The organism is Pseudomonas asgharzadehiana (genome assembly GCF_019139815.1).
GTDB classification, from domain to species: domain Bacteria; phylum Pseudomonadota; class Gammaproteobacteria; order Pseudomonadales; family Pseudomonadaceae; genus Aquipseudomonas; species Aquipseudomonas asgharzadehiana.
This window is the reverse complement of the sequence record NZ_CP077079.1, coordinates 254870-280516: the sequence shown is the minus strand read 5'-3', so window position 1 is coordinate 280516 and position 25647 is coordinate 254870. Positions and strand designations below refer to the sequence as shown.

The 25647-nt window shown below is 60.9% G+C and carries 23 protein-coding genes and 1 pseudogene; 12 read left to right on the top strand and 12 right to left on the bottom strand.

What is annotated here, in order from left to right; genetic code table 11:
• The first annotated feature begins 111 nt into the window (after positions 1–111).
• Both algB and KSS96_RS01300 read left to right on the top strand, forming a co-directional pair.
• Complete coding sequence (gene algB, locus KSS96_RS01305; protein ID WP_017528756.1) at positions 112–1458, top strand: sigma-54-dependent response regulator transcription factor AlgB; 1347 nt, start codon at positions 112–114, stop codon at positions 1456–1458.
• Positions 1459–1468: 10 nt separating this feature from the next.
• Positions 1469–3256, top strand: coding sequence for an ATP-binding protein (locus KSS96_RS01300; RefSeq protein ID WP_017528755.1), 1788 nt, complete (start codon positions 1469–1471; stop codon positions 3254–3256).
• On the opposite strand, the gene KSS96_RS01295 is transcribed toward KSS96_RS01300, so the two are convergent.
• The 6 genes and pseudogenes from KSS96_RS01295 to KSS96_RS27885 form a co-directional block, all read right to left on the bottom strand.
• Positions 3253–4029: an N-acetylmuramoyl-L-alanine amidase gene (locus KSS96_RS01295; RefSeq protein WP_217855586.1), complete on the bottom strand. Its 777-nt coding sequence runs from the start codon at positions 4027–4029 to the stop codon at positions 3253–3255. The two genes, KSS96_RS01300 and KSS96_RS01295, sit on opposite strands and share 4 nt — an antisense overlap.
• An 88-nt stretch (positions 4030–4117) precedes the next feature.
• Positions 4118–6193, bottom strand: a complete 2076-nt coding sequence (locus KSS96_RS01290; protein ID WP_217855585.1) for a diguanylate cyclase — start codon at positions 6191–6193, stop codon at positions 4118–4120.
• Positions 6190–7068 carry an endonuclease/exonuclease/phosphatase family protein gene (locus KSS96_RS01285; protein WP_017528752.1) on the bottom strand — a complete coding sequence of 293 codons (879 nt, stop codon included), beginning with the start codon at positions 7066–7068 and terminating at the stop codon, positions 6190–6192. The genes KSS96_RS01290 and KSS96_RS01285 overlap by 4 nt, the downstream gene beginning before the upstream one ends.
• A 10-nt stretch (positions 7069–7078) precedes the next feature.
• Positions 7079–7714 carry a thiol:disulfide interchange protein DsbA gene (gene dsbA, locus KSS96_RS01280; RefSeq protein WP_065879183.1) on the bottom strand — a complete coding sequence of 212 codons (636 nt, stop codon included), beginning with the start codon at positions 7712–7714 and terminating at the stop codon, positions 7079–7081.
• 168 nt (positions 7715–7882) lie between these two features.
• A complete protein-coding gene (locus KSS96_RS01275; RefSeq protein WP_017528750.1) occupies positions 7883–8494 on the bottom strand; it encodes a c-type cytochrome in 612 nt (203 codons plus the stop codon).
• Positions 8495–8527: 33 nt separating this feature from the next.
• Positions 8528–8737, bottom strand: a pseudogene (locus KSS96_RS27885) (cytochrome).
• Positions 8738–8941: 204 nt separating this feature from the next.
• On the opposite strand from KSS96_RS27885, the gene yihA reads away from it, so the two are divergent.
• Positions 8942–9583, top strand: coding sequence for a ribosome biogenesis GTP-binding protein YihA/YsxC (gene yihA, locus KSS96_RS01270; protein ID WP_017528749.1), 642 nt, complete (start codon positions 8942–8944; stop codon positions 9581–9583).
• Positions 9584–9852: 269 nt separating this feature from the next.
• On the opposite strand, the gene polA is transcribed toward yihA, so the two are convergent.
• Complete coding sequence (polA, locus tag KSS96_RS01265) at positions 9853–12648, bottom strand: DNA polymerase I (RefSeq protein WP_217855584.1); 2796 nt, start codon at positions 12646–12648, stop codon at positions 9853–9855.
• Positions 12649–12722: 74 nt separating this feature from the next.
• Here polA and KSS96_RS01260 point away from each other — a divergent pair, with 74 nt between their 5' ends.
• Together KSS96_RS01260 and KSS96_RS01255 are read left to right on the top strand one after the other, a co-directional pair.
• Positions 12723–13013 (top strand): DUF2782 domain-containing protein, encoded by a 291-nt coding sequence (locus KSS96_RS01260; protein WP_017528747.1) that lies wholly within the window; start codon positions 12723–12725, stop codon positions 13011–13013.
• Positions 13014–13069: 56 nt separating this feature from the next.
• Positions 13070–14023, top strand: coding sequence for a homoserine kinase (locus KSS96_RS01255; protein WP_068937950.1), 954 nt, complete (start codon positions 13070–13072; stop codon positions 14021–14023).
• A 130-nt stretch (positions 14024–14153) separates the two neighbouring features.
• Here KSS96_RS01255 and KSS96_RS01250 read toward each other — a convergent pair whose 3' ends face one another.
• Positions 14154–15083, bottom strand: coding sequence for a zinc ABC transporter substrate-binding protein (locus KSS96_RS01250; RefSeq protein ID WP_017528745.1), 930 nt, complete (start codon positions 15081–15083; stop codon positions 14154–14156).
• A 58-nt stretch (positions 15084–15141) separates the two neighbouring features.
• Here KSS96_RS01250 and zur point away from each other — a divergent pair, with 58 nt between their 5' ends.
• From zur to KSS96_RS01230, 4 genes are read left to right on the top strand one after another with little or no spacing between them, the layout of a single operon-like run.
• Positions 15142–15624 carry a zinc uptake transcriptional repressor Zur gene (gene zur / locus KSS96_RS01245; RefSeq protein ID WP_017528744.1) on the top strand — a complete coding sequence of 161 codons (483 nt, stop codon included), beginning with the start codon at positions 15142–15144 and terminating at the stop codon, positions 15622–15624.
• Positions 15624–16409 carry a zinc ABC transporter ATP-binding protein ZnuC gene (znuC, locus tag KSS96_RS01240; protein WP_068937951.1) on the top strand — a complete coding sequence of 262 codons (786 nt, stop codon included), beginning with the start codon at positions 15624–15626 and terminating at the stop codon, positions 16407–16409. Before zur ends, znuC begins: the two co-directional genes overlap by 1 nt.
• Positions 16402–17190, top strand: a complete 789-nt coding sequence (znuB, locus tag KSS96_RS01235; RefSeq protein WP_017528742.1) for a zinc ABC transporter permease subunit ZnuB — start codon at positions 16402–16404, stop codon at positions 17188–17190. Before znuC ends, znuB begins: the two co-directional genes overlap by 8 nt.
• 37 nt (positions 17191–17227) lie before the next feature.
• Positions 17228–17947, top strand: coding sequence for a PA5502 family lipoprotein (locus tag KSS96_RS01230; protein WP_017528741.1), 720 nt, complete (start codon positions 17228–17230; stop codon positions 17945–17947).
• 100 nt (positions 17948–18047) lie between these two features.
• Here the strand turns inward: KSS96_RS01230 and katE are convergent, their stop codons facing one another.
• On the bottom strand, positions 18048–20189 hold the full coding sequence (gene katE, locus KSS96_RS01225) for a catalase HPII (RefSeq protein WP_065879188.1): 2142 nt from the start codon (positions 20187–20189) through the stop codon (positions 18048–18050).
• Positions 20190–20453: 264 nt separating this feature from the next.
• Between katE and KSS96_RS01220 the strand changes: the two genes are divergently transcribed.
• Genes KSS96_RS01220 through KSS96_RS01210 form a run of 3 tightly spaced genes read left to right on the top strand, consistent with a single transcriptional unit; the run spans position 20454 to position 22975 of the window.
• Positions 20454–21461: a methionine ABC transporter ATP-binding protein gene (locus KSS96_RS01220; protein WP_135196237.1), complete on the top strand. Its 1008-nt coding sequence runs from the start codon at positions 20454–20456 to the stop codon at positions 21459–21461.
• Positions 21461–22153 (top strand): methionine ABC transporter permease, encoded by a 693-nt coding sequence (locus KSS96_RS01215; protein WP_065879190.1) that lies wholly within the window; start codon positions 21461–21463, stop codon positions 22151–22153. The genes KSS96_RS01220 and KSS96_RS01215 overlap by 1 nt, the downstream gene beginning before the upstream one ends.
• Positions 22154–22204: 51 nt before the next feature.
• Entirely contained in the window at positions 22205–22975 is a 771-nt protein-coding gene (locus KSS96_RS01210; RefSeq protein WP_068937954.1) for a MetQ/NlpA family ABC transporter substrate-binding protein, read from the top strand.
• Between the two features lie 71 nt (positions 22976–23046).
• Here the strand turns inward: KSS96_RS01210 and KSS96_RS01205 are convergent, their stop codons facing one another.
• The 3 genes from KSS96_RS01205 to KSS96_RS01195 are packed head-to-tail and all read right to left on the bottom strand — an operon-like array spanning position 23047 to position 25645.
• A complete protein-coding gene (locus tag KSS96_RS01205; protein ID WP_017528736.1) occupies positions 23047–23682 on the bottom strand; it encodes an SCO family protein in 636 nt (211 codons plus the stop codon).
• Entirely contained in the window at positions 23679–24578 is a 900-nt protein-coding gene (gene cyoE / locus KSS96_RS01200) for a heme o synthase (RefSeq protein ID WP_017528735.1), read from the bottom strand. The genes KSS96_RS01205 and cyoE overlap by 4 nt, the downstream gene beginning before the upstream one ends.
• Complete coding sequence (locus tag KSS96_RS01195; RefSeq protein WP_068937955.1) at positions 24566–25645, bottom strand: COX15/CtaA family protein; 1080 nt, start codon at positions 25643–25645, stop codon at positions 24566–24568. The genes cyoE and KSS96_RS01195 overlap by 13 nt, the downstream gene beginning before the upstream one ends.
• Between the last annotated feature and the right edge of the window lie 2 nt (positions 25646–25647).

The following is a 25647-nucleotide window of genomic DNA, read 5'->3' as shown; positions in this document are numbered from 1 at the left end:
GTGCAGATAGCTGCACGAGGTTGCCTTTAATCAATCAGAATAAACCATGCAACTTGCCCGATTATTCCGGGACTAAACACCATCATTCATAGTTAAAGGAGCGCGGGACAGATGGAATCAGCCAAGGAACTTCAAGGCCGCATTCTTTTAGTGGATGACGAATCCGCGATCCTCCGCACCTTCCGTTATTGCCTGGAAGATGAGGGCTACACCGTCGCCACCGCCAACAGCGCGGCCCAGGCGGATGCCTTGATGCAACGCCAGGTGTTCGACCTGTGCTTTTTGGACCTGCGCCTGGGCGAAGACAACGGCCTGGACGTGCTGGCCCAGATGCGCATTCAGGCGCCGTGGATGCGTGTGGTGATCGTGACTGCTCACTCCGCCGTCGATACGGCGGTGGACGCGATCCAGGCTGGCGCCGCCGACTACCTGGTCAAACCGTGCAGCCCTGATCAACTGCGCCTGGCCACCGCCAAGCAACTGGAAGTGCGCCAACTCTCGGCTCGCCTGGAGGCATTGGAAGGTGCAGTGCGCCAACCCAAGGACGGTCTGGACTCCCACAGCCCATCGATGATGGTGGTGCTGGAAACCGCGCGCCAGGTGGCCGGGACCGACGCTAACATCCTGATCCTTGGCGAGTCCGGCACGGGTAAAGGCGAACTGGCGCGGGCGATTCACGGTTGGAGCAAGCGCGCCAAGAAGTCCTGCGTGACGATCAACTGCCCTTCGTTAACGGCCGAACTGATGGAAAGCGAGCTGTTCGGTCATAGCCGTGGCGCCTTTACCGGTGCCAGCGAGAGCACCTTGGGCCGGGTGAACCAGGCCGACGGCGGCACGCTGTTTCTCGATGAAATCGGCGATTTTCCGCTCACGTTGCAGCCTAAGTTGCTCCGGTTTATCCAGGACAAGGAATACGAGCGTGTCGGCGACCCGGTCACCCGTCGCGCCGATGTGCGCATCCTCGCCGCCACCAACCTCAACCTGGAAGACATGGTGCGCGACGGCCGCTTCCGCGAAGACTTGCTGTACCGCCTCAACGTCATCACCTTGCACCTGCCGCCACTGCGCGAGCGCAGTGAAGACATCCTGACACTGGCCGATCGCTTCCTGGCGCGCTTCGTCAAGGAATACGCGCGCCCGGCACGGGGCTTCAGCGACCAGGCGCGCGAGGCACTGCTCAACTATCGCTGGCCGGGCAATATCCGTGAGCTGCGCAACGTGGTTGAGCGCGCGAGCATTATCTGCCCGCAGGAAAAGGTCGAAATCAGCCACCTGGGCATGGCCGAGCAACCGACCAACAACGCTCCGCGTATCGGCGCCGCGCTCAGCCTGGACGAGTTGGAAAAAGCCCACATCGGCGCCGTACTGGCCACCAGCGACACCCTCGACCAGGCCGCACGCACGCTCGGCATTGACGCGTCGACCCTGTACCGCAAACGCAAGCAGTACAACTTATGAGCTGTACCCTATGAAGTTAGCGATGAAACTGCGCACTCGGTTGTTCCTGAGTATCTCAGCGCTGATTACCGTCGCCCTGCTGGGGTTGATCCTGGGCCTGGTCAGTGTCATGCAAATGGCCAAGACCCAGGAATCGCTGATCCGCAGCAACTTTGTCACCTTGGACCTGGGGCTCAAACTGCGTCAGAGCCTGGGCGACCAGTGGATCATGATGTTGCAGCGACGCCCTGACGCCAAGGCGCTGCAAACCTCCAAGCTGCATTACCTGGACTTGCTCGACCAAGGCGTCGCCCATGAACAACGCGATGGCAGTGGCACCGGCTTCGCCCAGGCACGCAGCCAATACCAGAACCTGCTCGAGGCGTTCGACCAATCCCAGCAAGCGTCGCCACCACCGGGCAGCAAGGAAAACCTCACCGAAACCTTCAACGTGTTGCGCAATGGGCTGATTGCCGAACACAAGCAAGCCTTGGAAAACATCAGCGCCAGCGAACATAAGTCCCGCGCGCGCGCGTTGCTGATCGCCGGCCTGCTGGGGTTGGTGGGGCTTGCGGTGCTGATCATCGGGTTCGTCACGGCCCATGGTATTGCCAGGCGGTTTGGCGGCCCGATCGAAGCCTTGGCCAAGGCGGCCGACAAGATCGGCCAAGGCGACTTTGAAGTGACGCTGCCGATCTCCGCGGCGGCGGAGATGAACCAGCTGACCCGCCGCTTCGGCATCATGGCCGAAGCGCTGCGTCAGCATCAGGCGACCAATATCGACGAGCTTCTGGCCGGCCAGCAACGCCTGCAAGCGGTACTCGACAGCATCGACGATGGTCTGCTGATGATTGACCGCCAAGGCCGCCTGGAGCATCTCAACCCCGTCGCGCAGCGCCAGTTGGGCTGGGACGAAGAACGCCTCGGCCAGGGCCTGGGCGAGGCGCTGGTGCGTCCGGAGCTGGATGAACAACTGCAACTGGTGCTGCGCGGCGGCAACCTGGAGCGGGCACCGGAGGATCTGGAAGTAGAAGTCGAAGGCGAACTGCGCCTGCTGACCTACAGCCTCACGCCCGTCAGCCATACCCAAGGGCACATTCTCGGCGCCGTGATGGTGCTGCACGACGTGACCGAACAACGGGCTTTCGAACGGGTACGCAGTGAGTTTGTATTGCGCGCGTCCCATGAGTTGCGCACCCCCGTGACCGGCATGCATATGGCGTTCGGGCTGTTTCGCGAGCGTGCGAAGTTCCCGGCCGAATCACGTGAAGCGGACCTGCTGGATACGGTCAACGAAGAGATGCAGCGCCTGATGCAGTTGATCAATGACCTGCTCAACTTCTCGCGCTACCAGAACGGCCTGCAGAAACTCACCCTCGGGCCCTGCGACGTCATTGATCTACTGGAACACGCCCGCGCGCGGTTCGTGGAAACGTCGAATGCACAGCACATAGAACTGTTGGTGGAAGCTCAATCCGACCTGCCCAGGCTGTATGCCGACCAGGCACAGTTGGAGCGGGTCCTCGACAACCTGTTGGGTAATGCCCTGCGCCATACCGCAGACGGCGGGCAGATTCGCCTGCAGGCGCGACGCCACGGCGAGCGGGTGATTATCAGTGTCGAGGACAACGGCGAAGGCATCGCCTACGGGCAGCAAGGGCGTATCTTCGAACCTTTCGTGCAGGTGGGTCGCAAGAAAGGCGGCGCCGGCCTGGGCTTGGCGCTGTGCAAGGAGATCGTGCAACTGCACGGTGGCCGCATGGGGGTATATTCGCGGCCAGGGCAGGGCACTCAGTTCTATATGGCGCTACCGCTTTAACGCCGGTTTAGCGCGCGCAGGATGGCCGCACTTTCGGCATCCGGTGTGCCGTCAAACAGCGACGGCCGGAAACGCATCTGGAACGCCGCGATCACGTGGCGCGTGGCGACATCCAATTCGCCGGTCTGGGGCGTCGAGTAACCCAGAAGAGCCAACTCTTCCTGAAACCAGCTGATGCTCGGCAGCTCGGTGGTGTACTGCACCTGGAACCGCGCCACAGCCTGTGCATCCGGCCACACCCCCAACCCTTCATCAGCCAGGCGCTTCCAGGGAAACAGCGGCCCCGGGTCCAGCTTGCGCAGCGGGGCGATATCGCTGTGACCAATGATGTTCTTGGGGTCGATACCGTTGCGCTTGCTGATGTCCTTGAGCAAGACCACCAGCGACTTCACCTGCGCCTCGGAGTAGGGGTACCAGAGCCGCCCGGTCGGCGTATCGCGGTAGCCAGGGTTTACGATCTCGATGCCGATTGAGCTGGAATTGAGCCAGGTGCGTCCCATCCACTCGCTTTCCCCTGCATGCCAGGCGCGCTGGCTTTCATCCACCAGCTTGTAGATGGTGGCAGAGGCGTCGTCGCCGATCAGGTAATGCGCGCTGACCTGGCCGTGGGTCAGCAGCGCCAGTGAACGCTCAAGGTCGGTTGAGGTGTAGTGGACAACCACGAACTGCACGCGGTTGTCGTGGTTCGCCGAAGGGTGGCTGGTGTCCAGGCGCGGACCACTGGCGCAGCCGGACAGTAAGAGAAACACACAAGCGAAATAAAAGGATTTCATGGCGGAGGACGGTACGCTGAAGACGATAATGCAACAGTGTAACGTACGGTTTGCGGCCAGACGGTCAAATTACAAAATGGAACATCTTTTACGCCGCCTGCACCTGGTTACGCCCCGCGGCCTTGGCCCGATACAACGCCTCGTCGGCCCGCTTGAGCGCCAGCTCACTGCGCTCACCCGGCTGGAACTGGGCCACACCCATGGAGACTGTGATCGTCACCGGCTCACCTTTGAAGTGGAACGGGCAGGCCTCAATCGCATTGCGCAGCACCTCGCCGACCGTCAGAGCATCCGTCAGAGGCGAGTCGGGCATCAGCAGCACAAACTCTTCGCCGCCAAAACGCGCGATAAAGTCGCCTGGGCGCAGACGCTTGCGCAGCACGTTAGCGATGATCTTCAGTACCTTGTCACCGGCCAGGTGGCCGTAGCCATCGTTGATGCGCTTGAAGTGGTCCAGGTCGAGCATCGCTAGCGACAGACTGTTGCCGCGCTGGTGCCAGGCGTTGACCTCATAATCCAGGCGCTCGCTCCAGGCTGCGCGATTGGGCAGCCCAGTGAGCGGATCGATCAGGGCCTTCTGGCGTTGCACTTCCAGGTGCTCACGATAGCCCTGGGCTTCCTGTTCCATGCTGGCGACCCGTTCTGCCAGCCCTTTCAGGCGTGCCGCCACTTCCTGTTCACGCTGGTCACGCTGTTGCTGGTGTTCATCCATGGTGCCCAGCAAACCCTCAAGATGGCTTTCCAGGACATGCTTGAGGCTATCCAGGTCCGCTGCGTCCTGCACGCTGCTTTGCAGACCGTCGACCTGTTCGCGGATCTGCGAGTCCAACGCCTGCGCAGCGGTGCGGCTGTCGGCATGGCCATCACTGGCCACCTGCAGGTGACCCTGGAAGGCTTCGAGACGTTCGTTGAGCTGCTTGAGGTAAGCCTCGAATTCGTGCTGGCCGCTGTCAGTGATCGCCAGCATCAGCACCTTCAGATCATCAAGGATTGGCAGCAGCTCGTACCAGTTCAAACCGTGGGCCAGGCGCTCGCGCATGGCTTCGGCCTGGGGGCGATGACGCTCGGGCAAGGCCATTTCTTCCAGCAGCCCCAGCAGGGTTTCTTCGATATGTTTTGCCACCGAGCTGTAGGAAGGCTCGGGTGAGTCCGGCAGGGAATAGAAACCGTCCGATTGCAATTCGTCGGGGTCGGGCTCTTCGGTCTCCAGCACAGGCGGGAGAGAAAGACTGCCGATGAGCGTCTCGTCCGGCGCCGCGGTCTCAACCACGGGCGCTTCGACGAAGGCGGCAAGGGCGCTTTCGGGAGCAGGTTCTTCAGCTTTCGGCGCAGGCACCTTGGGTTCAACAGGCTCTGCGGCTTTTTTCACCGAGGCCACGACTGCGTCTTCTTGAGCTGGCGCTTCGTACACAAAGGTTTCGCCAATAACCTCGTCGATCTTGCCGGATGCTATGGGTTCAGGCTGGGGAGCCGCCGGTTTCTCGGCCTGTGGCGCAAAGGCCCGCAGGGCTTGTGTGAGTTCCTCGGACTGCTCAGCCTGCTGAGGCTGCTCCGGCTCAGCGGCGGGCTTGGCCGCTACGGGTTGCGGCGTCGGGCCGGGCACCGGCTCACTGGCCGCCGCCTCGTTGACGACCTCCTTGGCCCCAAACAGACGCTGCAACAACCGCGGCCCAGGGCGCGTGGTTTCGCCGTCCGGCTCCAGGTTATTCAATGCTTGCCCTTGCAAGCCGCTCAACTCGCTGAGCAACAGGGGAATTTCGCGGGCCTGGCCGACGCGGCCATCCAGTTGCTTGGCGAAGGTTTTCAGCGGGCGCGCTACCTCGCGGGGCAGCGGCAGCTTTTGCAGCTGCGTGACCAGAGAGGTCAGCGCGGTGCTGATCTGGTCGACCCGGGTTTCGCGACGCTGTTCAGAGTCCAACACGGCCTTTTCCAAGCGCGGCAGCAAGGCGGCGAGGGCGGCGTCCATGTCGTCGGTGCGCACGACGTCGCGCATTTCCTTCATGCATTGGTCCACCGCCCGGTCGGTGCCTTCCGCCGCCAGAGTACTGCGCACCAGCCCCCGGCGCAGCAGGTCGAGGCGGGCGGCCCAGCGGCGCTCGAGCTTTTCTTGTTGCTCGATACTTAACAGGTATTTTTCTTTCCAGCGCTGGGCGTCATCGCTCATGCAAAGGGTCCGCTGGTGCCTGGGCTCAACGCGGGCAATGCGTCGGCCGTGAGCGAACCCGGCAGACGAATCTCTACCGCGACCGGCAGGTGATCGGAGATGGGCTGCGCAAGCACCTGCACACTTTCGAGGGTGAGGGTGGGACTGAGCAGGATATGGTCAAGACAACGTTGCGGGCGCCAGCTGGGGAATGTGGCTTCAACCTGCGGGGCCAGTAGCCCGAGGTCACGCAATGGGGAATTCTGTAGCAGATCGGTGGCGTGGGTGTTCATGTCGCCCATCAACACCTGATGCTTGTAGTTGCCGATCAGATCACGCACATAGGCCAATTGCAGGTTGCGAGTACGCCCACCAAGCGCCAGATGCATCATCACCACCACCAACGCTTCAGGCCCTTCGCCAAAACGTACGAGGATCGCCCCGCGACCCTTGGGGCCCGGCAGTGGGTGATCTTCGATGACCGTTGGCTTCAAGCGACTGAGCACCCCATTACTGTGCTGCGCCAAGCGCCCCAGGTTGCGATTGAGTTGCTGATACCAATAAGGGAAGGCGCCGAGGTGAGCCAGGTGCTCCACTTGATTGATATAACCGGACCGTATGCTGCCGCCGTCGGCTTCCTGCAGGGCGACCAGGTCGAAATCACTCAACAGGTCGCCGATTTTCTGCAGGTTGCCGGCCCGCCCGTTATGGGGCAGCAAATGCTGCCAGCCACGGGTGAGGTAGTGTCGGTACTTCTCGGTACTGTTGCCTACCTGGATATTGAAGCTGAGCAGGCGCAGGCGACTGTCTGCCGCCAAGCCTGTGGACTCCAGGTGATGCTCATTAACCTGCGGGTCGTGCAGGCCTACGACACGTTCGGTACCCCAGCGGCGCATGACGGGCCCCTTACTTGGCTTTGCGCTCTTTGGCAATCAACTGGTCGGCAACGTTGAGGGTCGCTTCAGGACCACCGGTGCTGCCCAGGTCAAAACGGTATTTGCCGTTGACGATCAGGGTGGGTACGCCTTGCACGCCGTATTTCTGCGCCAGTTCCTTGGCCTGCTTGATCTGACCCTGGATGGCGAAGGAGTTGAAGGTGGCCAGGAACTTGTCTTTGTCGACGCCTTGGGTGGCAACAAAGTCCGCCATGTCGTCAGGCTTGGTCAGGCGCTTGCCCTGTTTCTGGATGGCTTCGAATACCGCGTTGTGAACCTTGTGTTCCACACCCATGGCTTCCAGGGTCAGGAACAACTGGCCGTGGGCATCCCATGGGCCGCCGAACATGGCGGGGATGCGCTTGAAGTTCACGTCCTTGGGCAGCTTCTCGACCCATGGGTTGATGGTTGGCTCAAACGCGTAGCAATGCGGGCAGCCGTACCAGAACAGCTCCACCACTTCGATCTTGCCCGGCACCGACACAGGCACTGGGTTAGCCAATTCAACGTAGGTTTTACCGGCTTCAAGCGGCACATCGGCAGCTTGCGCGGTCATGCCGAAGAGGCTGGCAGTGACGAGAGCGGCGCTGAGGATCAGATTACGCATGCTTTACTCCTGGACAAATAAAGTCGCCTCACGCGACCTTTAGTTGTGACAGGTCTACGCGGACATGAGTTCGTTAGTGTAACGGCAGCGGCCACAAAAAAGGGCGGCCTTAGCCACCCTTTTTATGCTTGCATCGCGGGATTAATCGAGCGTTAACGTAGCGAGCCCTCAGTGCAGGCCCTGAATGTAACTGGAGACGGCTGCGATGTCCTCGTCGCTCAGCTTGCGGGCGATGGTGCGCATGGTCATCGCATCCCCATCGTTAGCGCGGCCGGCCTCTTCCTTGCGGAAGTCGGTCAATTGCTTGGCGATGTACTGAGCGTGCTGGCCACCCAGGTGAGGGAAGCCTGCGGCCGCATTGCCTGTGCCATTGGGCGAGTGGCAGCCGGTGCAGGCAGGCAGACCTTTTTCCAGATCACCGCCACGAAACAGCTTCTCTCCACGGGCAACAACTTTAGGATCAGCTGCGCCCACGCTGCCCTTCTGGCTGGCAAAATACGCCGCGATATCCGCCAGGTCCTGATCGTTGAGGTTGGTCAGCAGGCCGGTCATTTCCAGCACCGTGCGCTTGCCGCTCTTGATATCCTGCATCTGCTTGGTCAGGTAACGCTCGCCCTGGCCGGCCAGTTTGGGAAAGTTCGGCGCCGGGCTGTTGCCATCCGGTCCGTGGCAAGCACCACACACGGCGGCTTTCGCCTGGCCCGCTGTAGCGTCGCCTGCAGCATGGGCAACACCGGTGATGCCCAAGGTCAACAGCAGACTCACGATCAGTTTGTTCATCAGCTAATCCAACTACGGCTAAGGGTTTAAGAGTTATCTACCGGGTTTACTCACCATCAACTCAATGATGGCCTGGTAATCCTCAGTACTGCAGTCCATGCACAAACCACGCGGCGGCATTGCCTTGAAACCCCGGGTCACGCGCAGTAGCAGCGCGACCTAAGCAAACTCGGTTGTACACAGCTTCCGGTTCCTGTGTAGCCTGAGCGCCAAAAATGGGTTCAGGAGACCAAAAGCGAGCAACCATCAGGTCATACATCGACCTTTGCAGGGTTTGAGAGCGTTTTGCGTTCTAATGCGCAATAAAGGTCTATCGCTCCCGTGAACCTCATCCTTCGCTGGGACAAAGCACACACAAAATCTGCGGCATTATATACTGGCGCTACTGAAACGGAAACGACACCGCTTGCCGCACCCTTTCTCGGCACCGCCCACATCGGAAATCTCATGCAACTCAAGAATCCCATTCTCGGCCTGTGCCAACAGTCCACCTTCATGCTCAGCGCCGCCAAAGTTGACCAATGCCCCGACGACGAAGGCTTTGAAGTCGCCTTTGCCGGTCGTTCCAACGCCGGCAAGTCCAGCGCGCTGAACACGTTGACCCACGCCAGCCTGGCGCGCACCTCGAAAACTCCGGGCCGCACGCAACTGCTCAATTTCTTCAAGCTAGACGATGATCGGCGTCTGGTCGACCTGCCGGGCTATGGATATGCAAAAGTCCCTATCCCGCTGAAGCTGCACTGGCAGCGTCACCTTGAGGCTTATCTGGGCGGCCGGGAGAGTTTGAAGGGTTTGATTCTGATGATGGACATCCGTCATCCAATGACCGACTTCGACCTGCTGATGCTCGATTGGGCGGTCGCCAGCGGCATGCCGATGCATATCCTGCTGACCAAGGCCGACAAACTGACCTACGGCGCGGCCAAGAACACCTTGCTCAAGGTGCAGTCCGACATCCGTAAAGGTTGGGGTGACGCGATTACCATCCAGTTGTTCTCGGCCCCCAAGCGCATGGGCCTGGAAGACGCTTACACCGTGCTGGCCGGCTGGATGGAATTGGCGGACAAGGGCGCGGAAATCGCGCAATAACTTTTCTACAGGCAAAAAAAACCCCGGACTTCGTATGGGGAGGGGAAGTTCGGGGTTCAAGTTCCGGACCGCTAGGGCGGGGTCCAGATATCTGCCAACACTTAACACAACATAGGAGCATTGAAGGGCTTCACCACCCATTCAGTAACTCTGAGTGGCAGTTCACAGGTTAAGTTCCGGCGAGCTGGAAAAACTATTGGTAATAACTGTCGGCGCTTTCCGACATAAAGCGCTTTGCCACCACGCCAGGTGGTGGCAAACCACCGGAATCAGTGCGCTTCGTCCCAGTTATCACCCACGCCCACTTCCACCAGCAGCGGCACGTCCAACTGCGCCGCAGCGCTCATGTGCTCGCGAATCTTCTCACTGACCTCTACAACCAGATCCTCACGCACCTCAAGCACCAGTTCATCGTGCACCTGCAGGATTACCTTGGCATCCAGGCCCGAATCGGTCAGCCAGTTGTCCACCAGCACCATGGCTTTCTTGATGATGTCGGCCGCTGTGCCCTGCATGGGCGCGTTGATCGCGATACGTTCCGCTGCCGCGCGCTCTTGAGGCTTGTTGGAGTGGATGTCCGGCAGGTACAACCGACGACCGAAGAACGTCTCCACATAACCCTGGTCGGACGCCTGGGCACGGGTACGCTCCATGTACTCGCGAACCCCGGGGTAGCGAGCGAAGTAGACATCGATATACGCCTTGGCGGTCTTGGTATCGACACCAATGTCCTTGCCCAGCTTTTGCGCGCCCATGCCGTAGATCAGGCCGAAGTTGATCGCCTTGGCGCTGCGCCGCTGATCGGACGTGACCTCGTTCAACTCAACCTTGAACACCTCGGCAGCTGTGGCTGTGTGCACATCCAGGTTGTGGCGGAAGGCGTTCATCAAGCCTTCGTCCCTGGACAGGTGCGCCATGATGCGCAACTCGATCTGCGAATAGTCCGCCGCCAGCAGCTTGTAGCCTTTGGGCGCGACAAACGCCTGGCGTATGCGCCGCCCTTCTGCTGTGCGCACCGGGATGTTCTGCAGGTTCGGGTCGCTGGAGGACAGGCGTCCGGTCGCCGCCACGGCTTGATGATAAGACGTATGGATACGCCCGGTACGCGGGTTGATCTGCTCAGGCAGACGGTCGGTGTAGGTGCTCTTCAGCTTGCTCATGCTGCGGTACTGCATCAACACCTTGGGCAACGGGTAGTCATCTTCAGCGAGCTTGGCCAACACTTCTTCCGCGGTAGAAGCCTGCCCCTTGCCAGTCTTCTTGAGCACTGGCATCCCCAGCTTTTCGTAGAGAATTGCCCCCAATTGCTTGGGTGAACCCAGGTTGAACGCTTCACCGGCGATTTCGAACGCCTGACGTTCCAACTCGGCCATCTTGTTCCCCAGCTCGATGCTTTGGATGCCCAACAATTGCGCGTCCACCAGCGCGCCTTGACGCTCGATGCGCGCCAGCACGGGCACCAACGGCATCTCGATGTCGGTGAGCACGCTGGCCAGGCTCGGGATAGCGGCCAGTTGCGCATGCAGTGCCTGATGCAAACGCAAGGTCACATCGGCGTCTTCGGCGGCATACGGGCCCGCTTGTTCAAGCGCAATCTGGTCGAATGTCAGTTGCTTGGCGCCTTTGCCGGCGATGTCCTGGAAACTCACCGTGTCGTAGTCCAGGTACTTCTTGGCCAGGCTGTCCATGTCGTGACGGGTCGCGGTGGCATTGAGCACATAGGATTCGAGCATGGTATCGAACGCGATGCCTTGCACATTGATGCCCTGGGTGGGGTCGCCATCGATGGCGCAGTTGGCCAGGATGTTCATGTCGAACTTGGCGTGCTGGCCGATCTTGAGTTTGGTCGGGTCTTCAAGCAATGGCTTCAACGCCCGCAGCACCGTGTCGCGATCCAACTGGTCCGGCACGCCGATGTAGGCATGGGTCAGCGGAATGTAGGCCGCTTCATGGGGCTGGACGGCAAAGGAAACCCCGACCAATTGCGCCTGATGGGCATCGATTCCGGTGGTTTCGGTGTCGAAGGCGAACAGCTTCGCGTCGTTGAGTTTCTTCAGCCAAAGGTCGAAGGTGGCCTGATCGAGGATGGTCGTATAGATCGCCTCCACCGGCACGGATATCACCGCCTCAACCGACACGTCGGCGACAGGCGCGACCTCGTTTGCCGTCTTGAGCTCAACCCGCTTGGTATCGCGCTGGATCTCGTCGTACCAGCTCTTGAACTCAAGCAGGGTGTACAACTCAAGCAGCTTTTCACGATCAGGCTCGATCAGGTGCAAATCATCCAGGCCCACGTCCAGCGGCACGTCGATCTTGATCGTCGCCAACTGGTACGACAGGAAGGCCATCTCCCTGTGTTCCTCCAGCTTGGCAGGCAGCGTCTTGGCGCCGCGAATCGGCAGGGTCGGCACGATGTCGAGCTGCTCATAAAGCTCTTTGAGCCCGCCATTCACCCCCACCAGCAAGCCGGATGCCGTCTTCGGCCCAATACCCGGAACGCCTGGAATGTTGTCGGACGAATCGCCCATCAACGCCAGATAGTCGATGATCTGCTCCGGAGCGACGCCAAATTTCTCCTTTACGCCGTCCACGTCCATGGCGCTACCGGTCATGGTGTTGACCAAGGTAATGTGCCCATCGACCAGTTGCGCCATGTCCTTGTCACCGGTGGAAATCACCACCGGACGGTCGGCGGCCGCGCTGCTGCGGGCCAGGGTGCCGATCACGTCATCGGCCTCGACGCCTTCGACGCACAGCAGTGGGAAGCCCAGCGCGATCACGCTCTGGTGCAGCGGCTCGATCTGCAGGCGCATGTCATCGGGCATGCTTGGGCGATTGGCTTTGTACTCGGCGTACATATCGTCGCGAAAAGTCCCACCCTTGGCGTCGAACACCACCGCGAAGGGGCTGTCCGGGTACTGCTTGCGCAGGCTCTTGAGCATGTTCAACACGCCCTTGACCGCACCGGTCGGCAGGCCTTTGGAGGTGGTCAACGGTGGCAGCGCGTGGAAGGCGCGGTACAGGTAAGAAGAACCGTCCACCAGGACGAGGGGCGCTTGGCTCATGAGCAGGATCAACCTTTTCGGCGGGTCAGGCGCTAGAATAGCCGGACCAATGAAAACAAAGGGACAAGGTTATCATGCGTACATTCAATCGCCTGCTGTTGACTGGCTTGATTGCACTCGCTCCGATGGCTGCCATGGCGGCAGATGATGCCCCTTCGGGCGATCCGGAAGTTACCATTCGCACGGAAGGCGACAAGACCATCCAGGAATACCGCCAAAACGGCTTCTTGTATGCCATCAAGGTCACTCCGAAGGGGGCTCCACCGTACTTTCTGGTACGCGCGGACGGCACCGATGCAAACTTCATCCGCTCTGACCAGCCGGATATGCTGATCCCGTCATGGAAGATTTTCGAATGGAAATGATTTCTTAACTTCAATTGGCGCCGTGCAGTGCGGCGCCCGTACTGGCAGTTTTAACCATGTCTGTGTTCACCCCCCTGGCTCGGCCCGAGCTGGAAACCTTTCTCGCCCCTTACGGGCTCGGCCGTCTGCTCGACTTCCAGGGGATTGCCGCCGGTAGTGAAAACACCAATTTCTTTATCAGCCTGGAACAGGGCGAATTCGTCCTGACCCTGGTTGAGCGCGGCCCCGTGGCAGAAATGCCGTTCTTCATCGAACTGCTTGACGTGCTTCACGACGCCGACCTGCCAGTGCCTTACGCGCTTCGTACCACCGACGGCATCGCTTTGCGCGAACTCAAGGGCAAACCCGCCTTGCTGCAACCACGCCTGGCCGGCAAGCACATCAAGGACGCCAACGCCCAACATTGCGCCCAGGTCGGCGACCTGCTCGGCCACCTGCACCTGGCGACTCAAGGCGAGAAGGTACTGGAACGCAAGACCGACCGCGGGCTGGATTGGATGCTCAGCGAAGGTGCGCAGCTTATTTCGCACCTGAGCGATGCACAGCAGCGCCTGTTGCGAGGCGCGCTGGAAGAGATCGAGGCGCACAAAATGCAGATCCTCGCCCTGCCACGCGCCAACGTGCATGCCGACCTGTTTCGTGACAACGCGATGTTCGAAGGCACGCACCTGACGGGCTTGATCGATTTCTACAACGCCTGCTCGGGCCCGATGCTATACGACGTGGCCATCGCCTTGAATGACTGGTGTTCGGACGCCGAAGGCTTGATCGACAGTCAGCGCGCCCGTGCCTTGCTGGGGGCTTATGCCGGGCTGCGGCCGTTTACGGCGAAAGAAGCGCAGTTGTGGCCGACTATGCTGCGCGTTGCGTGCGTGCGCTTCTGGCTGTCCCGCCTGATCGCAGCCCAAGCGTTTGCCGGGCAGGATGTGTTGATTCACGACCCGGCGGAGTTCGAACACCGCTTGGCGCAACGCCAGCAGGTCACGCTCCAGCTGCCGTTCGCGCTCTAACTGCCTCACCAGAGCAAAAACTGTGGGAGGGGGCTTGCTCCCGATAGCGGTGGTGCAGCTACTTATTCACTGGCTGACACACCGTTATCGGGAGCAAGCCCCCTCCCACAGTTTTGATTTTCGCTGAGTCTTACAACGCCTCCAGGCACCCAGCCAGGTCGCTCCCCAACTTATCCAGAACCTGCTCATAGCCCTGAGCAGTGGCCGGCGTATAACCGCCCAGCGCATCCAGCTCCGCCAATTTCACCGGCAACCCCGCCACCAGCGTCTCGGCCAGACGCGGGCGCAGCGGCGGCTCACTGAACACACAAGTCTTGCCCACTTCCTGCAACCGCGTACGCATCGCCGCCACATGCTGGGCGCCCGGTTGTACTTCGGCGGCGACACTGAAGACACCGGCGTGCTTCAAGCCGTAAGCGTCTTCGAAATAGTCAAAGGCTTCGTGGAATACAAAGTAGGGTTTGCCATCAACGCTAGCCAGACGCTTCTTCAGCCGCGCATCCAACGCATCCAGGCGCCCGGCAAAGGCCTTCGCATTGCTCTGATAGCGCTCGGCATTCGCCGGGTCAGCCGCGCTGAGGTCCGCCGCCATGCGCGCCGCGATCACCCGCGCATTCACCGTGGACAACCACAAATGGGCATCGACGCTGCCTGGACGGTGATCATGGTCATGTTCGTCGGCTTCGTCAGCGTGAGAATGGCTATCTTCGCCGAAACGGCGCAGTTTCATACCCGGCAGGTCCTGCACCGCAACCGTCGGTGCTGTACGACCTTTCAGTACGCGAGGCAGGAAAGTCTCCATGTCCGGCCCGATCCAGTACAACAGCTCCACCGACTGCACGCGCCGTACGTCGGATGGGCGCAAGGCGAAGTTATGCGGCGACGCACCCGGTGGCAACAACACCTCCGGCACCGACACACCGTCCTGCACCGCGGCGGCAATCAGTTGCAGTGGCTTGATGCTGGTGAGCACCTTGACCTCGGCCTGCGCCAGGCCTGCGAAGAACAAACTGGTGACAAAAACGACAAAAACGGGAAAAAGTCGGGACACGATGACCACTCAATGGCGTAGGAACGGGTAACATAATAACGTCTCTATCAAATATCTGTCGCCGCTCATGCCTAAAACACCGCTTGCCAGCCGTCCCCATGACCACTCTCACTGCGTGCATACCGCGCTGTCGGAAGCCGACACCCTGTGCGCACAGAAAGGTCTGCGCCTGACCGCTTTGCGTCGCCGCGTGCTGGAACTGGTGTGGCAGAGCCACAAGCCGCTGGGCGCCTACGACATTCTAGGTGTCCTCAGCGAGCAGGACGGTCGCCGCGCCGCGCCACCCACCGTGTACCGAGCGCTGGATTTCCTGCTCGAAAACGGCCTGGTGCACCGCATCGCCTCGCTCAACGCCTTTGTTGGCTGCAACCACCCGGAACATGCGCACCAGGGCCAGTTCCTGATCTGCCGCGAGTGCCATGCGGCCATCGAACTTGAACAAAAAAGCATCAGCGACGCCATTATCAAGAGCTCTGCCGACGTGGGCTTCAAGGTCGAAGGGCAGACCGTCGAGGTGGTCGGCCTGTGCTCGGGTTGCCAGGGGGCTTGATGAGCAATGCGTTAATCCGCCTGGAGCAGGTTGGCGTCACGTTCGCCGGGCAAAACGTGCTGGATAACATCGCGCTCAGCGTCGAGCCGGGGCAGATCGTGACCTTGATCGGCCCCAATGGCGCCGGCAAGACCACCCTGGTGCGTGCCGTGCTCGGCCTGCTCAAGCCCGACACCGGCAGCGTGTGGCGCAAGCCCAGGCTGCGCGTCGGTTATATGCCGCAAAAGCTGCACGTCGACCCGACCCTGCCGCTGTCCGTGCTGCGCTTCCTGCGGCTGGTGCCGGGCGTGGACCGCGCCCGTGCGCAGGCGGCGCTCAAGGAAGTCGGCGCCGAGCAGGTGATCGACAGCCCGGTGCAAAGCATCTCCGGCGGTGAAATGCAGCGCGTGCTGCTGGCCCGCGCCTTGTTGCGCGAGCCGCAACTGCTGGTGCTCGATGAGCCCGTGCAAGGCGTCGATGTCGCCGGCCAGGCCGAGCTGTACAGCCTGATCACCCGCCTGCGCGACCGTCATGGCTGCGGCGTGCTGATGGTCTCCCACGATTTGCACCTGGTCATGAGCACCACCGATCAGGTGGTGTGCCTTAATCGCCATGTGTGCTGTTCCGGTCACCCGGAACAGGTCAGCGGCGACCCGGCATTCGTCGAGCTGTTCGGCAAGAACGCCCAGAGCCTGGCGATTTATCACCACCATCACGACCACGCTCACGACCTGCATGGCGCCGTGGTTGACGATCCGACCGCACCTCACACCCACGTTCATGGAGATGGCTGCAAGCATGGCTGATTTTCTGCTCTACGCCCTGCTGGCAGGCTTGGCTTTGGCACTGGTCGCGGGCCCGCTGGGCTCGTTCGTGGTCTGGCGGCGCATGGCGTACTTTGGCGATACGTTATCCCATGCGGCGCTGCTCGGCGTGGCCATGGGCTTTTTGCTGGACGTGAGCCCAACCATCGCCGTGACCGTGGGCTGCCTGCTGCTGGCGGTGCTGCTGGTGACCCTGCAACAACGCCAGCCGCTGGCCTCGGACACACTGCTGGGCATTCTGGCGCCGAGCACCTTGTCCCTGGGCCTGGTGGTGCTGAGCTTTATGCATGAAGTGCGCATCGACCTGATGGCCTACCTGTTCGGCGACCTGCTGGCGATCAGCCCCACCGACCTTGCATGGATCCTCGGCGGCAGCGCCGCTGTACTGGTGCTGCTGGTCGCCTTGTGGCGGCCACTGCTGGCGATCACCGTGCATGAAGAGCTGGCCAAGGTGGAAGGTTTGCCGGTATCGGCCCTGCGCATGGCCCTGATGTTGTTGATCGCCGTGGTGATCGCTGTCGCGATGAAGATTGTCGGCGTATTGTTGATCACATCGCTGTTGATCATTCCCGCCGCCGCCGCCCAGCGTCACGCCCGCTCACCGGAGCAGATGGCAATCGGCGCCAGCCTGCTGGGAATGCTGGCGGTATGTGGGGGCCTGGCGTTGTCGTGGTTCAAGGACACGCCGGCCGGGCCATCGATTGTGGTCACGGCCGCCGCCCTGTTTCTGCTGAGTTTTGTCCTGCCCCGTCGAGGGGTGTAGACTTGCTCGCTTTTTGCGCAAATAGAGAGTCGCAGGAATGAAGCTGTTCACCTCCCGTTATCTGCTCCTTGCCGCATTTTCCCTGCTGCTGGGCGCCTGTCAAAGCACACCGCCCGTCGCCCCCGAGGCCACGGACCCGCGTGCTGCGGCCATCGCACAGCTGGAGCAAAACCTGGCCAGCAGCGAGCTGGCCACCGCCGAAGACCAGCTTGCGGCACTGCAGGCCCAGTCGCCTAACGACCCCACGCTGGAGCCTTACCAACGTCAATTGGCCGAAGCCTACCTGCAGCGCAGTCAGATCGTGCTGCAAAAGGGCGACGTCAACGCCGCCGCCACCGCCCTGAGCCGCGCCCGCGCGCTGATGCCCAAGGCTCCGGCGCTGACCGGCGGCGTCAACAGCGCCATCACGCACGCCCGCAAGGTCGAGCTGGACAAAGCCGAGGAGGCCCTCAAAGCCGCCGAAGCCAAGCCGGCCGCCAAAGTCATCGACCCGGCGGCGCCCAGCACCACTGTGGCGTTGAACCTCACCGATATTGAAGAACTTCGCCATCAACTGGATGCAATCGCCACCGATGTGGTGAATTACCAGTGCGACGTGAGCATCCAGGCGCCACGCACCGAGGATTACCCCTGGCTGGCCACGCTGCTGACCAAGCGGGTGAAGAAGATTGATTCAGGGTACGACCTGAAGATTCACCGGCAGATCCTCAAGAAGATCCCGGCGCAGATCGTGCTGATCCCGCGCAAGGCGGACTAAAAGCATCGGGAGCAAGCCCCTCTCACATTTTGAACGGTGAACATATTCAAATGTGGGAGGGGGCTTGCTCCCGATGGCGATCTAACAAACAACCAATAGCTTACGCCGGAATCGCTTTAGCCTTCGGCTCACGATCCCAAACCCGATGCTGTGCAATCGCGGCAAAAAATGCCTTGATTGCTTTCGCATCCGAGCCAACGATCAGCCCCGCATCCGCCTCCAGTTTCAGCAGATCCAGCAATGGCTTCACGTCACTGGCCACGGCAATCGCCTTCAGGTGCTTGTACGCTTCCAGCACATAGTGCAGCGCCACACCATCACCGCTCAACGCTTGCACCGACGCCTTACCGCCCGGGATAAACACCGCGTCAAACGCAATGGACGGCATGCCTTCCATCGACGCATCCACCGGCAGCGTCTTGCCTTGCGCCGTGGTCACGGGTGCCGAGGTCGGCCCCAGCAACTTGGCATGCGCCCCCTCGACCTCCAGCGCCTTTTTCAGCGCATCAATCGCCACGCCGTCCACGCCATTGGCAGCCAGAATCGCCACTTTGCGTGTCTTGATATCGCCCGACAGCAGGTTGACCTGGCTCAAGGCTGGTGATTTTTTCACCGATGACTCACGCGCTGGCACCGTGCCCTTGGTCGGTGTCGGCAGGCCCAGGTTCTGCGCCACGCGCTTGGCCAGCTCCAAGTCAATATTGGCCAGGATCTCATTCACCTGACGGGCACGGATATGCTCGCGCTCCACCTTGCCAAGCTCGAAGCTGTAGGCGGCAATGATGTGCTCTTTCTCATGCTGGCTCATGCTGTTGAAAAACAAGGTGGCCTGAGAGAAGTGATCACCGAACGACTCACTGCGCTCACGCACCTTGTTGGCGTCGACGCGCTCGTAATAGCTTTCGAAGCCGCCATCCGTCGGCCCTGCCGGCGTTTCCTTGGGCCAGCCGCCGTCGATGGAGTTGGGCTCGTAAGCCGCACGGCCCTTGTCGATCACCGTACGGTGCTGCGCATCACGCTGGCCATTATGGAACGGCGCGACCGGGCGGTTGATCGGGATCTCATGGAAGTTCGGCCCACCGAGTCGGCTGATCTGCGTATCGGTGTAGGAAAACAGACGGCCCTGCAGCAAAGGGTCATTGGTGAAGTCGATACCGGGCACGATATGCCCGGGGCAGAACGCAACCTGCTCGACTTCGGCGAAAAAGTTGTCCGGGTTGCGGTTGAGCACCATCTTGCCCAGCGGGGTAATGGGCACCAGTTCTTCAGGAATGATCTTGGTGGGGTCCAGCAAGTCGAAGTCGAACTTATGCTCATCTTCTTCTGCAACGACCTGAACACCCAATTCCCACTCGGGGTAATCGCCCATTTCAATCGATTCCCACAGATCCCGGCGATGGTAGTCGGTGTCTTTACCCGCGAGCTTTTGCGCTTCGTCCCACACCAGAGAGCAGGTGCCTACCTTGGGTCGCCAGTGAAATTTCACGAAGCTGGATTTGCCTTCGGTGTTGATCAGGCGAAAGGTATGCACGCCAAAACCCTGCATGGCGCGCAGGCTTTTTGGAATCGCCCGGTCAGACATCGCCCAGATCACCATGTGCGCCGATTCCGGCTGCAGCGAGACGAAATCCCAGAACGTGTCATGGGCCGAGCCGCCGGTAGGAATCTCGTTGTGTGGTTCAGGTTTTACCGCGTGCACAAAGTCAGGAAACTTGATCGCGTCCTGTATGAAAAACACCGGCATATTGTTGCCCACCAAGTCGAAGTTGCCTTCGTCAGTGAAGAACTTCACCGCAAAACCGCGCACGTCACGCACCGTGTCACCGGAGCCGCGCGGCCCCTGCACGGTAGAGAAGCGCACGAATACGGGCGTCTTATGTTCAGGCGTGCGCAGGAACCCGGCCTTGGTCAGTGCCGAATGGTCCTCATAGCTCTGGAAATAGCCGTGGGCCCCGGTGCCGCGGGCATGCACGATGCGCTCCGGGATACGCTCATGGTCAAAGTGCGTGATCTTTTCACGCATGATGAAATCTTCGAGCAGCGACGGGCCGCGGGCGCCCACCTTCAAGCTGTTCTGGTTATCGGAGATTTTCACGCCTTGGTTAGTGCGCAGGGCTTGGCCGGTCGCATCGGAACGGAACTCATCCAGGGCCTGCAGCTTGGCGTTGGTGTTGCCACGGTCCAGGGTGTCGGTACCGGCGAGTTCACTCTTCGGCGGGGCGACTGGCTTCTTGGTACTCATCAGACAAAACTCCTTAATCAAGTGGCCAGAGCGGTCCCCGGCTCGTTTGAGCAAAACCCCAGGCACGGCACCCGGGGAATCGCATTGCCTATGTAGTGACTGATGAGGTTTTTGGCCGTTCCTTTTTTATGACCTTTGATCGCGTTATCGCCAAATCGCTGGATGAATGCGAAATAAATGCTAAGAAACGCTATACGGACAGGCTAAAATGCGCGCCCGGCTAACCGCTGATCCCTTTTCCATGCGCCCCACAAGGTTCGCTACGTGATCGAGTTTCAAAACGTCCATAAAACCTACCGCGTCGCCGGTAAGGATATTCCCGCCCTGCACCCCACCAGCCTGCGCGTCGAGAACGGCCAGGTGTTTGGCCTGATTGGCCATTCGGGCGCGGGTAAAAGTACCCTGCTGCGCCTGATCAACCGCCTCGAAGAACCGACCGGCGGCCAGATCACGGTCGACGGCGAAGAAGTCACCGCCCTGGACGCCAACGGCCTGCGCCGTTTCCGCCAACAGGTCGGCATGATCTTCCAGCACTTCAACCTGCTGGCATCCAAGACCGTCGCCGACAATGTGGCGTTGCCGCTGACCCTGGCCGGCGAATTGTCGCGCAAGGACATCAACCTGCGCGTGGCTGAACTGCTGGCCCGCGTCGGCCTGTCGGACCACGCCAAAAAGTACCCGGCGCAATTATCCGGCGGCCAGAAGCAGCGCGTCGGCATCGCCCGCGCCCTGGCGACCAAGCCGAAGATTTTGCTGTGCGACGAAGCCACCAGCGCCCTCGACCCGCAGACCACCGCCTCGGTGCTGCAACTGCTGGCCGAGATCAACCGTGAGCTGAAACTGACCATCGTGCTGATCACCCATGAAATGGACGTGATCCGCCGCGTATGCGACCAGGTGGCCGTGATGGACGCCGGCGTGATCGTCGAGCAAGGCTCGGTGGCCGACGTGTTCCTGCACCCGCAGCACCCGACCACCAAACGTTTCGTACAAGAAGCCGAGCAGGTCGACGAAGGCGAACAGCGCGATGACTTCGCCCACGTACCCGGCCGTATCGTGCGCCTGACGTTCCAAGGCGACGCAACCTACGCGCCATTGCTGGGTACCGTCGCCCGCGAAACGGGGGTGGACTACAGCATCCTCGCCGGTCGCATCGACCGCATCAAAGACATCCCCTACGGGCAACTGACCCTGGCCGTCACCGGCGGTGACATGGAAGCGGCGTTTGCCCGCTTCACCGCCGCAGACGTTCACATGGAGGTGCTGCGCTAATGGACCTGTTCCTGAATTTTTTCGCCGATATCGACTGGTCCGAAATCTGGCTCGCCACCGGCGATACCATGACCATGCTGTTCGGCTCGCTGTTCTTCACGGTCGTGCTGGGCCTGCCCCTGGGCGTGCTGCTGTTCTTGACCAGCCCTCGTCAGCTGTTCGAGCAGAAAGGCTTGTACGCCTTTCTGTCGCTGGTCGTGAACATGCTGCGTTCGCTGCCGTTCATCATCCTGCTGATCGTGATGCTCCCATTAACCAAACTGATCACTGGCATATACATGGACGAGGCCACCACGCTGGGCGTTGCGGGCGCGATTCCGCCGCTCGTTATCGGCGCCACACCATTCTTTGCGCGCCTGGTGGAAACCGCCCTGCGTGAAGTGGACCGCGGCATCATCGAGGCCACTCAGTCGATGGGTGCCAGCACGCGCCAGATCATCACCAGCGCCTTGCTGCCCGAAGCACGCCCCGGCATTTTCGCGGCAATTACCGTGACCGCGATTACACTGGTTTCCTACACGGCGATGGCCGGCGTGGTCGGTGCCGGTGGGCTGGGCGACTTGGCGATCCGTTTCGGTTACCAGCGTTTCCAGGACAATGTAATGGTGGTTACCGTGGTGATGCTGATGATCCTGGTACAAATTCTGCAAACCGTCGGCGACAAGCTGGTGGTGCACTTTTCTCGAAAATAACGGCCATTGCCGGCCCAACGCCGGCACATGCCCGAACAAGGAGCTTGTTGGATGAAAAAACTACTGGTTGCTTTCGCCGCCGTTGCCGCGTTTTCCGCCCACGCCGAGACCCTCAAGGTCGCTGCTTCGCCAGTACCGCATGCGCAAATCCTGGAGTTCGTGAAACCTGCCCTGGCCAAGGAAGGCGTGGACCTGCAGATCAAAGTCTTCACCGATTACGTACAGCCCAACGTCCAAGTGGCCGAAAAACGCCTGGACGCCAACTTCTTCCAGCACCAGCCATACCTGGATGAATTCAACAAAGCGAAGGGCACTCACCTGGTGAGCGTCGGCGCTGTGCATCTGGAACCCCTGGGCGCCTACTCCAGCAAGTACAAAAAACTGGACGAGCTGCCAAGCGGCGCCAACGTGGTGATCCCGAACGACGCCACCAACGGCGGCCGCGCCCTGCTGCTTCTGGCCAACAACGGTCTGATCACCCTGAAGGACCCGACCAACATCCTGTCGACCATCAAGGACATCACCGGTAACAGCAAAAACCTGAAGTTCCGTGAACTGGAAGCCGCCACCCTGCCGCGCGTGCTCACACAGGTCGACCTGGCACTGATCAACACCAACTACGCCCTGGAAGCCAAGCTGGACCCGTCCAAGGACGCCCTGGTGATCGAAGGCAGCGACTCGCCTTACGTGAATATCCTGGTCACCCGCGAAGACAACAAGGATTCGGACGCGGTGAAGAAGCTGGTTGCAGCGCTGCACACACCAGAAGTGAAGGCATTTATCGAAGAGAAGTACAAAGGCGCGATCAAGCCGGCGTTCTGATCCCAAACACACCAAAGATCAAAAAATGTGGGAGGGGGCTTGCTCCCTCCCACATTTGCTTTGTGTTGTCTTTACTTGCGCTGTAGCAACCCTGGCAACTGCGCCACCAGCTTCTGGTTGTTCAACGGCGCCCGAATAAACCCACGCTGCGTCCCATCCGGCCCGATCAGCGCGAGGTTGCCGCTGTGGTCGACGGTGTAGTTCGGCTTGCTGGTATCGGCCGGGATGAACGGGATGCTCACCGCATTCGAGACCTTCTGTACGTCGCCTACATTCGCGCCGGTGAGGCCTGCAAATTGCGGGTCGAAGTAGCCCAGGTACTGCTTGAGCTGGGCAGGGGTGTCGCGGTTCGGGTCGACGCTGACCAGGATCACTTGCAAGTTATCCACCGCCTCTTTGGGCAGTTCGCTCTTGATCTGGCGCAGTTGCGCAAGGGTGGTGGGGCAGATGTCCGGGCAGAAGGTGTAGCCGAAGAACAGCAGGCTCCACTTGCCTTTCAATTCGTTGACCACCACCGGCTGGCCGTCCTGGTTGGCCATGGTCACCGGCGGCAACTGACGGCTTTGCGGCAGCAGGATAATGCCGGCGTCGATTAGCGCAGTGGGGTCGCCCTGGCCTTTGCCCGACAGCACTTTGTTAACGGTCAGGCCCATGATCAAGGCCACCAGGGCCACCAGGATGAAGACAGTTTTTTGAGTTCGAGTCATAGGTTCAACAATAGGTAGTGGTCTACGAGCAGGGCGATAAACAGTAAGAACAGGTACCAGATAGAGTACTTGAACGTGTTGATCGCCGCGTGCGGCCGACCGCCACGGTACAACACCCAGGCCCATTGCAGAAAGCGCCCGCCCAATACCAATGCGCACACCAGATACAGCGCGCCGCTCATATGGATGACATAGGGCATCAGGCTCACCGCCAGCAGGGCAAAGGTGTACAGCAGGATATGCACCTTGGTGTAGTGCTCGCCATGGGTGACCGGCAGCATCGGGATATCGGCCTTGGCGTATTCCTCCTTGCGGTGGATGGCCAGGGCCCAGAAGTGCGGCGGGGTCCAGGCAAAGATGATCAGCACCAGCAACAGCGGTTCGGCGCTGATGTGTCCGGTGACCGCGACCCAGCCCAGCAGCGGTGGCGCAGCGCCGGCCAACCCGCCGATGACGATATTCTGCGGCGTCGCGCGCTTGAGAAAACCGGTGTAGATCACTGCATAGCCGAGCAGCGAAGCCAGCGTCAGCCAGGCCGCCAGCGGGTTGGTGAATGCCAGCAGCAACGCCAGCCCCGCAATAGCCAGAAACAACGCAAATGCCAGCGCCGCGACCGGCGATACGCGGCCTTCCGCCAGCGGCCGCTTGTGGGTGCGCGCCATCACGGCATCGATCCGGCGGTCCACCACGTGGTTGACCGCCGCCGCGCCGCCCGCGCACAGGGCGATCCCCATGTTGCCGAACACCAGCACCGTCCACGGCACCCCGGCACGGGTGGCGAGGAACATGCCCACCAGCGAGGTGATGAGCATCAGCACTACCACTTTTGGCTTGGTCAGCTCCAAATAGTCGCGCCAGATTGCCTGGCCGTGACGCGTGCCGATCAAGGTCGCCATGGCATCTCTCCTTTAAGGGTGACAAGGCCCGCTACGTGTTTGCGCGGGCTGAAACGCCAGCCGAACGGCAACTGATGACGCACCCGAACCAGGCTGGTGCGGGCGTGGTAATTGACCAGCACCAGCGTCAGCAATAAGGCTGCACCGCCAGCGTTATGCCCGACCGCCACCGGCAACGGCAGACCGAACGCCACATTGCTCAGGCCCAGGCCGATTTGCGCGGCCAGGGCGATCAGCAGCAGCCCCGCGAGCCGGGTCATGCCCACCGCGCGCAATTGCCAGGCCAGGCCCAGCAGCACCAGGGTGACCAGCACCGCGCCGATGCGATGGGTCAGGTGGATGGCCGTGCGCGCCTCGCTGTCGAGTTGGCCGCCCAGGTAGTTGGGGCCAATGTGTTGGGTCAGGTGAAAGCCATTGGCAAAGTCCGCCGTAGGCCACCATTGACCATGGCAGGTGGGCAAGTCCACACACGCCACGGCCGCGTAATTGGAGCTGACCCAACCGCCAAGCGCGATCTGACCGATCACCAGCGCCAGCCCGGCGGTGGCCCAATATTGCAGGCGCTTGGGCACGATCAGTGCGGGCAGTACGCCGGACAATCGCAACGTCAGCAAAAACAACAGGCTCAAGGTCGCAAAGCCGCCCAACAGATGGCCGGTCACCACCTGTGGCCAGAGTTTCAAGGTCACCGTCCACATGCCGAACGCCGCTTGGGCGAACACCACCGCCAACACAAACAGCGGCAACTTCACCGGCTGGCCAGGGTCACGCCGGTGACTCCACGAACGCGCCGCCAACAGCGCAATCAGCAAACCCAGGCTGCCGGCGAAGTAGCGATGGGTCATCTCGGCCCAGCCCTTGTCGGCCTCCACCGGCGTGTCGGGAAAATGCAATTGGGCATGGGCCAATTGGGCTTCGCTTTGCGGCACGCCGATAAAACCATAGCAGCCGGGCCAGTCCGGGCAGCCAAGGCCTGCGTGACTCAGGCGGGTATAGGCGCCCAGCAGCACGACGATCAATGCGAGCAAGGTGGCAAACAACGCGAGGCGAAATCCAGGTTTGGCCATGA

What these genes read in the sequence shown, in the direction of transcription:
- KSS96_RS01290 (WP_217855585.1), bottom strand. Translation starts at nt 6,193, where the DNA reads ATGAGCGATGACGCCCAGCGCTGGAAAGAAAAATACCTGTTAAGTATC.
- znuC (WP_068937951.1), top strand. Translation starts at nt 15,624, where the DNA reads ATGAGCAATGCGTTAATCCGCCTGGAGCAGGTTGGCGTCACGTTCGCC.
- KSS96_RS01275 (WP_017528750.1), bottom strand. Translation starts at nt 8,494, where the DNA reads ATGAACAAACTGATCGTGAGTCTGCTGTTGACCTTGGGCATCACCGGT.
- KSS96_RS01300 (WP_017528755.1), top strand. Translation starts at nt 1,469, where the DNA reads ATGAAGTTAGCGATGAAACTGCGCACTCGGTTGTTCCTGAGTATCTCA.
- znuB (WP_017528742.1), top strand. Translation starts at nt 16,402, where the DNA reads ATGGCTGATTTTCTGCTCTACGCCCTGCTGGCAGGCTTGGCTTTGGCA.
- yihA (WP_017528749.1), top strand. Translation starts at nt 8,942, where the DNA reads ATGCAACTCAAGAATCCCATTCTCGGCCTGTGCCAACAGTCCACCTTC.
- KSS96_RS01195 (WP_068937955.1), bottom strand. Translation starts at nt 25,645, where the DNA reads ATGGCCAAACCTGGATTTCGCCTCGCGTTGTTTGCCACCTTGCTCGCA.
- KSS96_RS01255 (WP_068937950.1), top strand. Translation starts at nt 13,070, where the DNA reads ATGTCTGTGTTCACCCCCCTGGCTCGGCCCGAGCTGGAAACCTTTCTC.
- KSS96_RS01285 (WP_017528752.1), bottom strand. Translation starts at nt 7,068, where the DNA reads ATGCGCCGCTGGGGTACCGAACGTGTCGTAGGCCTGCACGACCCGCAG.
- KSS96_RS01230 (WP_017528741.1), top strand. Translation starts at nt 17,228, where the DNA reads ATGAAGCTGTTCACCTCCCGTTATCTGCTCCTTGCCGCATTTTCCCTG.
- KSS96_RS01260 (WP_017528747.1), top strand. Translation starts at nt 12,723, where the DNA reads ATGCGTACATTCAATCGCCTGCTGTTGACTGGCTTGATTGCACTCGCT.
- dsbA (WP_065879183.1), bottom strand. Translation starts at nt 7,714, where the DNA reads ATGCGTAATCTGATCCTCAGCGCCGCTCTCGTCACTGCCAGCCTCTTC.
- polA (WP_217855584.1), bottom strand. Translation starts at nt 12,648, where the DNA reads ATGAGCCAAGCGCCCCTCGTCCTGGTGGACGGTTCTTCTTACCTGTAC.
- KSS96_RS01215 (WP_065879190.1), top strand. Translation starts at nt 21,461, where the DNA reads ATGGACCTGTTCCTGAATTTTTTCGCCGATATCGACTGGTCCGAAATC.
- algB (WP_017528756.1), top strand. Translation starts at nt 112, where the DNA reads ATGGAATCAGCCAAGGAACTTCAAGGCCGCATTCTTTTAGTGGATGAC.
- KSS96_RS01210 (WP_068937954.1), top strand. Translation starts at nt 22,205, where the DNA reads ATGAAAAAACTACTGGTTGCTTTCGCCGCCGTTGCCGCGTTTTCCGCC.
- katE (WP_065879188.1), bottom strand. Translation starts at nt 20,189, where the DNA reads ATGAGTACCAAGAAGCCAGTCGCCCCGCCGAAGAGTGAACTCGCCGGT.
- zur (WP_017528744.1), top strand. Translation starts at nt 15,142, where the DNA reads ATGCCTAAAACACCGCTTGCCAGCCGTCCCCATGACCACTCTCACTGC.
- KSS96_RS01295 (WP_217855586.1), bottom strand. Translation starts at nt 4,029, where the DNA reads ATGAAATCCTTTTATTTCGCTTGTGTGTTTCTCTTACTGTCCGGCTGC.
- cyoE (WP_017528735.1), bottom strand. Translation starts at nt 24,578, where the DNA reads ATGGCGACCTTGATCGGCACGCGTCACGGCCAGGCAATCTGGCGCGAC.
- KSS96_RS01205 (WP_017528736.1), bottom strand. Translation starts at nt 23,682, where the DNA reads ATGACTCGAACTCAAAAAACTGTCTTCATCCTGGTGGCCCTGGTGGCC.